We start from the raw sequence: 9,752 nt of genomic DNA on the forward strand, positions 1-9,752 counted from the left end.
ATGCGTGGGGAACGCCCGGCAGAGGGGCGCCCGGCACGGACACGGCCGCCCGGTACGGGGCGGGGTCGCGCGGGAAGCGGTCGCCGAGGACGGCGTGGACCACGGAGCCGACGATGAGCAGGAATATGTACATACCGGCCCCGGCCTGGGCCGTGCCGTCCTCGCCCGGCTCGCTCTCGGGGACGGTGAACAGCAGCACCACGTAGGCCGCGGTCAGCACCACGCTCACCGCGAAGACCGCCCAGTCCAGGGGCCTTCTGCGGATGATCGCGAAGCGCAGCGACGGAACCCAGGCCAGCAGCCCCAGCGACCACACCGGGAAGGAGGCGAAGAGCACCCGCAGCGCGATGCCCCCGGCCCCGGGTCCGCGGCGGGACGGTGCGGGGGGCGGGGTGGCCGGCGGACCGTACATCAGCGCTCTGACTCCCTGTTGCGACGTCGTTCGGTGCGAAGGGTATACACCGTCGCGGACAGTACGGTCCGGTGTTCGCGGGCCGATACCGTTCCGATGCCCGGCCGCGTCCCGGCCCGCGGCGGAGCGGGACGGGACGGGCGGCTTCCGGCCCGGCCCGGGTCCTCACCCCGGGGTGGCGGCCCTCCCGGCCGCGGGTACGTGCCGGGCGGGCGATACGTCCACACGCTCGTCGAGCAGGCCGATGACGGCGGCACAGGCGCTGAAGCCGGGCTCCCCGGGAACGTCACCGCGGCGTTCGAAGGCCCGCCAGGCGTCCAGCACGGTGCGGTACGGCTCCTCCCGCGGCGGCGTCCGGCGTTCCTCCCCGGCCCGGCGACGGGCCCCGGCGTCGACGAGCAGGAGCCGGGGCGCGGGTGCGGGGACGCCCTCCGGTCCGCCCGGTCTGCGCAGCACCCACAGGTGCGGCTGGGGGTCGTCCGGGCGTGCGGCCGCGGCGGGCAGCGCGACGACCGCGCGCAGCGCTCCCCGGCGCAGCAGAGCGGCGCGCACCCGGCGGCCCGTGCGCCGGGATGCGGCGGCGGAGGGCATCAGCAGCACGGCGGTGCCGCCCGGCCGCAGCCGGGACAGGCAGTGCTGCGCCCAGGCCAGTTCGGACTCGGCGCGCGCGGGCAGCCCGTACTCCCAGCGGGGGTCGTACGCCAGTTCCTCGTACCCCCAGTCCCGTTCGCCGGACGGCGGCCGGCAGAGCACGGCGTCCACGGGCACGCCCGGGCCGTCCGCGCCCGGGGCGGGGCCGCGCAGGGCGTCGCCGGTGCGCACATGCGCGGTGGCGCCGAGCAGCGCGAGGCGGAGGGCGGCGAGCCGGGCGAGGTGCGGGTCCGCCTCCTGGCCGTACAGCCGTGCCGGCCGGGCGCGGCCACCGGGTCCGAGTGCGCCGGATGCGCGGCCGCCGGATCCGAGGGCGGCGGCGAGCAGGGCGCCGGACCCGCAGACGGGGTCGAGCACGGTGGCCGCGGGGCCGGCCAGGGCGGCCATCAGCGCGGCGGTGCCGGGCAGGGCGGGGGCGGCCCGGCGGTGAACGGGGCCGAGGTGGCGGTCGAGGTGGCGGTCGAGCAGGAAGGAGTACGCCCCGGCGGCCCCGAGTTCACCGGCGAGTTCACCGAGCGGGCCGGGAACGGGCCGCCCGCCGCTCAGCAGCAGCTCCTCACCGGCGCGCACCAGGGCGGCAGCGGCTCCGCCGGGGGCGCCGGCGATCTCCTGCCAGACCCGCTCGCGCAACGCCGCTCCGAGAGGACTTCCGTGGACGCGCGCCGGGTGCCCGCCCCCGGTGGGCCGGGCGGCCGCGGCCGCGGTGGCCTGTGTCGCCTCGTCCGCCATCGGGCCGGCTCCTCCCCGCGCCGAGCGCCCGAGCAAGCTCGTGACAGCCCGAACAGCTACAACAAGAGTTGACTTCACCGGGCAACTCTACGTCGGTTGACTCCATTCACAAGGTTTGCTGTAGTGGTCGCACCGATTCGAAGGTCCGGGCCGCCCAGGCCCGGCATGCCCGGAAGGTTCTCGCATGCCCGCACAGCAGTCCCGCACCGCTCGCAAGCGCCTGATCGCCGCCGCGGCCGCCGCCGTCCTCGCCGTGGGGGGCCTGACCGCCTGCGGGGCGGCCGAGGAGCCGGCCGTCACCAAGGCCTCGTCCGGCGGCGACGCGAAGGGCGAGGGCTCCAAGGGCTCCGGGGAATCCAAGGGCGCCGGGGATTCCGGGGCCGGACAGGAGCGCGGGGACGGCCCGCTGTCCGCGGGCGACACCGCCTCCTACAGCAGCGGCCTGAGGATCACCGTCTCCGAGGCCTCCTCCTACACCCCGGGCGAGTACGCCCTCGGCCACACCGAGGGCAACAAGGCCCACCAGATCACCGTCACCCTGGAGAACACCGGCGACAAGAAGACCGACATCGGCCTGATCACCCTCTCCGCCCGCGCCGGCGAGAACGGCGTGGAGGCCGAGCAGATCTTCGACGACGAGATCGGCTCCGGTTTCGAGGGCAACCTGATGCCGGGCAAGAAGGCCACCGCGCGGTTCGCCTTCGACGCCCCCGCCAGTGCCGGGAACCTCGACGTCGAGGTCGATCTGCTGGACTTCACCACCGAGCCGGCCCAGTGGTCGCTCGAGCTCTGAGCCCCACCTCCCGGCTTCCCTTCCCTCCCTCCCGGCCCGGGGGAGCCCGGCCCGGAAGGGAGGGGAGGGGCGCGGTCGGCGCGGTCAGACGTGGTCGCGGGGCAGCTTCTCGTTCCAGGTGCGGGAGAACACCCGGCGCTCCCCCTCGTACCCGTCGAGGGTGGCGTCGACCACGAACTCCTCCTCGGTGCAGCTGAGCACCGTGCGGGTCACCGTCCGCGCGTTCCAGTCGCCGCGCGAGAACTCCATCGTCCACTCCGACTCGCCGCGCACCGAGGTGAAGTCGTCGGCCGCCGAGTCGTAGCGCTCGTAGGCGCGGCGGTGCACGTCCAGGTCGATGTCCTCGAAGTGGACCGTCCCGCCGTCCTTGACGATCTCCAGCGCCGACCCGTAGTCCACCAGGTTCCGGGAGACCTCCCAGCGCTGCTCGGGCGGCTCGATCTGGCGGGTGCGGATCGGCTCGGCGCCCTCGGGCTCGCCGAACGGCTCCCCGGCCACCTCGTCGGACTCCGCCACCGGGCGCACCGGCAGCGTCAGGGAACTGCCGGGCGCGTACACGCTCAGCAGCACCGGACGCGGCGGCGGCCAGGCCAGCGGCCAGTACGACGTGGACAGCGACAGCCGGATGCGGTGGCCCGGCGGGAAGACCTGCGCCACACCGTTGAGCTGCACCGTCGCCCGGTAGCGGCGGCCGGGCTCGAGCGGCGCGGGCTCCGCCTCGTGACCGCCCAGGCGGGTGAGGTTGAGCAGCCCGTAGGTGACACGGGTGGCGCGACCGTCGGGGGCCACGTCCGACAGGCGGGCCGCGACCATCGCCACCGGCTCGCTCACCGACAGCTCCAGCTCCACGCTCGGCGCGCCCAGGATCTCCACCCGCTCGGCCAGCGGCTCGGTGTCGAAGACCATCGACCCGCCGTCCTCCTCGCGCTGGTCGTAGGGCAGGTCCGGCGGCGCGTTGTAGGAGGCCCACTTGCCGGCGAACTGGCCCACCGACAGCGGCGACTGCACCGTCAGCTCCGCCTGGCGCGGCTCCTCGTCCGGCCGGTGGAGGCGGTGCGCGCCCAGCGGCAGCACGGTGGGGGTGATGTGCGGCGACGGCCAGGACGGCTCGCCCACCCAGCGGCCGGGCCGCTCCTCGTACGAGGTGGAGGGCGGCACGCTCTCCTGCATCCAGGCGTGCAGCATCGGCCCTTCCATCACCCCGTTGTCGGCGCCCTTGAGCCAGTGGTCCCACCAGCGCACCACCTCCTGGAGGTAGCCGACGGCCGGGCCCGGCTGCCCCAGGTGCGGGTACTTGTGCGACCACGGCCCGATCAGGCCCCTGCGGGGCACGTCCAGGTTCTGAAGCAGCCGCGTGACGGCGTTGGAGTAGCCGTCCGCCCAGCCGCTGGAGGCCAGCACCGGCACGTTCACCGCCGAGTAGTCCTCGCAGACCGAGGCGTGCCGCCAGTAGTCGTCGCGCCGCTGGTGGCGCAGCCACTCCAGCGCCCACGGCCGGGTGTTCTCCAGCCGCTCCAGCCACATCCGGCGCCACCGCTCGCCCACCAGCGCCGGGTCCGGCGGGCAGGTGCCGTAGGCGAACATCGTGCCCGCCTCGGCCAGGTTGTCCGACAGCAGGCAGCCGCCCATGTAGTGCATGTCGTCGGCGTACCGGTCGTCGGTGAAGGAGGAGATGACGATCGCCCCCAGGCTCGGCGGGCGGCGGGCGGCCACCTGGAGGGCGGCGAAGGCGCCCCAGGAGATGCCCATCATCCCCGTCCGCCCGTCGCACCAGGGCTGCTCGGCGAGCCAGGCCAGCACGTCCTCGGCGTCGGTCTGCTCCACCTCCAGGTACTCGTCGCGCAGCACCCCCTCGGACTCGCCGGTGCCGCGGATGTCCACCCGCACGCAGGCGTAGCCGTGGCCCGCGATGTAGGGGTGGTGGATCGAGTCGCGCACCGAGGTCAGATCGCGCCTGCGGTAGGGGATGTACTCCAGCACCGCGGGCACCGGTTCGCCGTCGGAGGAGACCGGCCGCCAGATCCGGGCCGCCAGGCGGGTCCCGTCGGAGACCGGGATCCACACGTGCTCCTCTTCCTTGATCGCGTACGGCAGGCTGGTCACATGGCGCACGGCCGGACCACCTCCTCTCCCCGCCCGCTCAGGCGGCCTGCTCGGACTCGCTCCCGTTCTCCCGGCCTCCGTCCCCGCCGCTCTCCTCGGCGAACTCGAACGGCAGCATCGCCAGGCAGCGGTCGTACTTGGCCCGCATCTCCTCCTCGCTGTCGGCGCCGACGAAGACGTGCGCCAGCTCGAAGCTGTAGCTGTCCTGGCCCGGCATGTCCGACAGCCGCTGCCCCTCGTTCGGCTTGATGCTGATCCGCACGCCGGGCACCTCGCGCTCCACGCGCTCGACCTCCTCGGCCGTCGGCACGCGGGTCACCAGCCCGTCGGTGAACTGGCGGTGGTACCACTTGGCGGCCACCGCGTAGGGGCCCGCGCGGTAGGGCAGATCGGGGTCGCGGCCCATCGCGAGACTGAGCATGGCGTGGTGGTTGGGCACGCCGTCGACGTACTCGAACAGCTCGGCGTGGGACTGCGAGTGGCGCGGGTTGATCTCCAGCAGGTTGATCTCGCCGGTGGCCGCGTCGTAGAAGTACTCGATGCTGAAGGTGGCCCAGTCCATGCCGATCTGCTCGATCACCCGCCTGGAGACGTCCCGCAGCCGCAGCTGCACCGGCTCGGGCAGGGAGGCGGGGTACTGGTGGCGCAGGAAGCAGGAGGTGTCGGGGTAGTTGATCGAGTCCAGCACGCCGTAGACGGTGACCTCGCCGTCGTACACATAGCCCTCGACGGCTGCCTGGACGCCCTTGAGGGACTCCTCGGCCAGGCAGGCCTGCCCGCCGGCCTCGGCCACCTCCGGCGGAAGCTGGAGGCGGCGCATCACGTACTCGAAGGGCCGCCCGATACGGGTGATGCCCTCGCGGATCTCGGCCACCGCCGCCGCGAACTCCTCCTCGTCCTTCACTCCGAAGGCCAGCTCCGAGGAGTAGGACTTCACCGGCTTCAGCCACATCGGGAAACGCAGACCCTCGGGCGGGCGGGGCTCGCCCTCCAGATCCACCAGCGCGAAACGCGGGTGCTCGTCGACGACCTTCTGCTGCTCCAGCCGGCTCCAGTACTTGTGCTCGCACTTGACCACCGACTCCAGGCTGGTGGCGCGAGTCCCGTAGCGCTCGGCCAGGATCGGCACCAGCGTGCTGACGGGGAAGTCCCAGTAGCCGACGATGGCGTCGATGCTGCCGTCGAACGCGTCCAGCTCCTTGCGCGCCTTCTCCAGCAGATCGGCCACCGGGATCTCGCCGTGCTGGAGCTCCTCGACGCTCAGCAGGGGATGGAAGCGGTACTCCACCGCGTGCGGCACCGCGCGCAGTGTCTCGATGTTCTCCTCGTCCAGTCCGATGACGAAGACGTTCGCCTGGCTCACTTGAATGACTCCCTCGTGCCGGTTCCTCACGAGTCCCTCCGGCTACCCGGGGACAACAGTGAGCATTCACCCGCACGGGGTCACCGGCGACCTGGAGGGAGAAGCGGGAAGGAAGGGTGTCAACGGTGTGAAGAGGGAGAAAAGGGCGGCGGGGCCGGCCGCCATCCACTTCGGCCGGCCCCGCCGCCCGTCCGCGGCCCGGGCACCCCTACCAGCGGTGGTGCACCTGCGCGCGGATCCTGCGGTCGTACAGGGCGGCGATCGCCTCCAGCGTCTGCCGCGGCAGCGGCGGCAGCCCGGCCGCCGCGGCGTTCGCCCGCGCCTGCCCGACGCTGCGCGCACCGGGGATCACCGAGGTCACCCCCGGCTGCTGGATCACCCAGCGCAGCGCCGCCTGCGCCGGCGTCATCCCCTCCGGCGCCAGCTCGGCGAACTCCGCCGCCGCCGCCAGACCCGTCTCGTAGTCCACGCCCGAGAACGTCTCGCCCTGGTCGAACGCCTCACCGTGCCGGTTGAAGCTGCGGTGGTCGTCCGGCGAGAAAACCGTCTCGCGGGTGTAGCGGCCCGACAGCAGCCCCGAGGCCAGCGGCACCCGCGCGATGATGCCCACCCCCGCCTCGGCCGCCGCCGGAAGGACCTCTTCCACAGGCTTGAGCCGGAACGGGTTGAGGATGATCTGCACACTCGCCGTACCCGGCCGCGCGATCGCCTCCAGCGCCTGCGCGCAGGTCTCCACACTCACCGCGTACGCCGCGATCCGCTTCTCCGCCACCAGGGTGTCCAGCGCGTCGAACACCTCGTCGGAGGAGTACACCTCGGACGGCGGGCAGTGGAGCTGGACCAGGTCCAGGGTCTCCACGCCCAGGTTCGTGCGGGACCGGTCCGTCCAGGCCCGGAAGTTGGCCAGGTTGTAGTTGCCGGGCAGCTGATCCACCCGGCGGCCCATCTTCGTCGCCACGAACACGTCCGCCCCCGGCCGCTCCGCCAGGAAACGGCCGATCAGCCGCTCGCTGCGGCCGTCGCCGTACACGTCGGCGGTGTCGAAGAACGTCACCCCGGACTCCACCGCAGCGTCCAGCACCGCCAGCGCGTCCTCCTCGCGCACCTGCCCCCAGTCGGCACCCAGCTGCCAGGTGCCCAGTCCCACGACGGACACCTCGCGGCCCGTCCTGCCCAGTACTCGCTGCTCCATGGCACCCGATCCTACGTTCCGGCCGGCCCGGCGAACCGGGCCGGTCCTCGCAGGTCACCGACTACGGGAACGCTCCCATGATCGGCCTCCGGAACAGCCCCCGGACCGGCCCGCGGGTCAGCCCAGCACCGTGGTCAGGAACTCCCCCGTCCACGCCAGCAGTTCACGCCCCACCACCGGCCTGCCCCCGATCCGCGCCGTCGCCGGACGCGGCACCAGCACCTGCCGCGCCGCCGCCTTCACCACCGACCGCGGATACAGCCGCTTCAGCCGCAGCTCCTGCGACTCCCGCAGCTCCACCGGCGCGAACCGCACGTTCGAACCCTGCAGCGTGATGTCGGTCACCCCGAAGGAACGCGCCAGCATCCGCAACCCCGCCACCAGCAGCAGGTTCTCCACCGGCTCCGGCAGCGGACCGTAGCGGTCGGCCAGCTCCTCGCGCACCGCCGCGATGTCCTCCTCCGAGTTCGCCGACGCGATCGCCCGGTACGCCTGCAGCCGCAGCCGCTCCCCCGGCGCGTAGTCGTGCGGCACGTGCGCGTCCACCGGAAGCTCGATCCTCACCTCCAGCGGCGCCTCCTCCACCGCGCCCCCGGACTCCAGCGCCGCCCGGTAGTCGGCCACCGCCTCCCCCACCATCCGCACATACAGGTCGAAACCGACCCCCGCGATGTGACCCGACTGCTCCCCGCCCAGCAGATTGCCCGCCCCGCGGATCTCCAGGTCCTTCATCGCCACGTACATGCCCGCGCCCATCTCCGTGTGCTGCGCGATCGTCGCCAGCCGCTCGTGCGCCGTCTCCGTCAGCGGCCTCTCCGGCGGATACAGGAAGTACGCGTACCCCCGCTCCCGGCCACGGCCCACCCGGCCCCGCAACTGGTGCAGCTGGGACAGGCCGAACATGTCCCCACGCTCCACGATCAGCGTGTTGGCGTTGGAGATGTCGATACCCGACTCCACGATCGTCGTGGAGACCAGCACATCGAACCTCTTCTCCCAGAAGTCCACCACCACCTTCTCCAGCGCCGCCTCCGACATCTGCCCGTGCGCCGTGGCGATCCGCGCCTCCGGAACGATCTGCCGCAGCCGCGCCGCCGCCCGGTCGATCGACTCCACCCGGTTGTGGATGTAGAACACCTGGCCCTCGCGCAGCAGCTCACGCCGGATCGCCGCACCGATCTGCCGCTCCTCGTACGGGCCGACGAACGTCAGCACCGGATGCCGCTCCTCCGGCGGCGTGGTGATCGTCGACATCTCCCGGATGCCCGTGACCGCCATCTCCAGCGTCCGCGGAATCGGCGTCGCCGACATCGTCAGCACGTCCACGTTCGCCCGCAGCTTCTTCAACTGCTCCTTGTGCTCCACACCGAAACGCTGCTCCTCGTCGACGATCACCAGACCCAGGTCCTTGAACTTCGTCTCCGACGAGAACAACCGGTGCGTGCCGATCACCACATCCACCGAGCCGTCCCGCAGCCCCTCGACGACCGCCTTCGCCTCCGCGTCGGACTGGAACCGCGACAGCGCCCGCACCTTCACCGGGAACTGCGCGTACCGCTCCGAGAACGTCCCGAAATGCTGCTGCACCAGCAGCGTCGTCGGCACCAGCACGGCCACCTGCTTGCCGTCCTGCACCGCCTTGAACGCCGCCCGCACCGCGATCTCCGTCTTGCCGTAACCCACGTCGCCGCAGATCAGCCGGTCCATCGGAACCGACTTCTCCATGTCCTCCTTCACCTCGGCGATCGTGGTCAGCTGATCGGGCGTCTCCACGTACGGGAACGCGTCCTCCAGCTCCCGCTGCCACGGGGTGTCCGCACCGAACGCGTGCCCCGGAGCGGCCATCCGCGCCGAATACAGCCTGATCAGGTCCGCGGCGATCTCCTTGACCGCCTTCTTCGCCCGCGCCTTCGTCTTCGTCCAGTCCGCGCCCCCCAGCCGGTGCAGCGACGGCTGCTCACCACCCACGTACTTGGTGATCTGCTCCAGCTGGTCCGTCGGCACGAACAACCGGTCCCCCGGCTGCCCCCGCTTCGCCGGCGCGTACTCCACCAGCAGGTACTCGCGCGTCGCCCCCTGCACCGTGCGCTGCACCATCTCCACGTACCGGCCCACACCGTGCTGCTCGTGCACGATGTAGTCACCCGGCTGCAACGTCAGCGGATCGATCGTCTTGCGCCGCCGCGCCGGCATCCGCCCCAGATCCCGGCTCGCCGCCTTCTGGCCCGACAGATCCGTCTCCGTCAGCACCGCCAGCCGCAGACCCGGATCGACGAACCCGCTCTCCAGCGTCCCGCACGACACATGCACCACCGACGGGGCGATCTCCCCCAGCTCCGGCTCCAGCCGCGCCGCGATCCCCTCACCCCCCAGCACCTCCACCGTGCGCACCGCCGGACCGTGCCCCTCCGTCAGGAACACACACCGCCAGCCGTCCGCCAGCCACCCCTTGGTGTCCGCCAGCGCCCGCGCCGTGTCCCCCCGGTAACTCTCCGGAGCCCGCATCCCC

6 protein-coding genes and 1 pseudogene are annotated in these 9,752 nt (G+C 72.6%); 1 reads left to right on the plus strand and 6 read right to left on the minus strand.

Annotated elements, in window-relative coordinates:
- A pseudogene (locus L7D48_RS20670) lies at positions 1–412 on the minus strand (hypothetical protein); the annotation flags it as partial.
- 165 nt (positions 413–577) lie between these two features.
- Entirely contained in the window at positions 578–1,792 is a 1,215-nt protein-coding gene (locus L7D48_RS20675) for an N-6 DNA methylase (RefSeq protein ID WP_237881227.1), read from the minus strand.
- A gap of 184 nt (positions 1,793–1,976) precedes the next feature.
- On the opposite strand from L7D48_RS20675, the gene L7D48_RS20680 reads away from it, so the two are divergent.
- Entirely contained in the window at positions 1,977–2,585 is a 609-nt protein-coding gene (locus tag L7D48_RS20680) for a DUF4352 domain-containing protein (RefSeq protein WP_237881229.1), read from the plus strand.
- Positions 2,586–2,669: 84 nt separating this feature from the next.
- Here L7D48_RS20680 and L7D48_RS20685 read toward each other — a convergent pair whose 3' ends face one another.
- From L7D48_RS20685 to mfd, 4 genes are all read right to left on the minus strand, one after another.
- Entirely contained in the window at positions 2,670–4,697 is a 2,028-nt protein-coding gene (locus L7D48_RS20685; protein WP_237881231.1) for a CocE/NonD family hydrolase, read from the minus strand.
- A gap of 28 nt (positions 4,698–4,725) precedes the next feature.
- Positions 4,726–6,051 carry an ATP-grasp domain-containing protein gene (locus tag L7D48_RS20690; RefSeq protein ID WP_237881233.1) on the minus strand — a complete coding sequence of 442 codons (1,326 nt, stop codon included), beginning with the start codon at positions 6,049–6,051 and terminating at the stop codon, positions 4,726–4,728.
- 208 nt (positions 6,052–6,259) lie between these two features.
- Positions 6,260–7,243, minus strand: a complete 984-nt coding sequence (locus L7D48_RS20695) for an aldo/keto reductase (RefSeq protein ID WP_237881235.1) — start codon at positions 7,241–7,243, stop codon at positions 6,260–6,262.
- Between the two features lie 117 nt (positions 7,244–7,360).
- The coding region (gene mfd, locus L7D48_RS20700) for a transcription-repair coupling factor (RefSeq protein ID WP_237881237.1) at positions 7,361–9,752 on the minus strand (2,392 nt) is incomplete at its 5' end.

Source organism: Streptomyces sp. ICN903 (assembly GCF_022015835.1).
In the GTDB taxonomy this organism is placed as follows: Bacteria; Actinomycetota; Actinomycetes; order Streptomycetales; family Streptomycetaceae; genus Streptomyces; species Streptomyces fenghuangensis.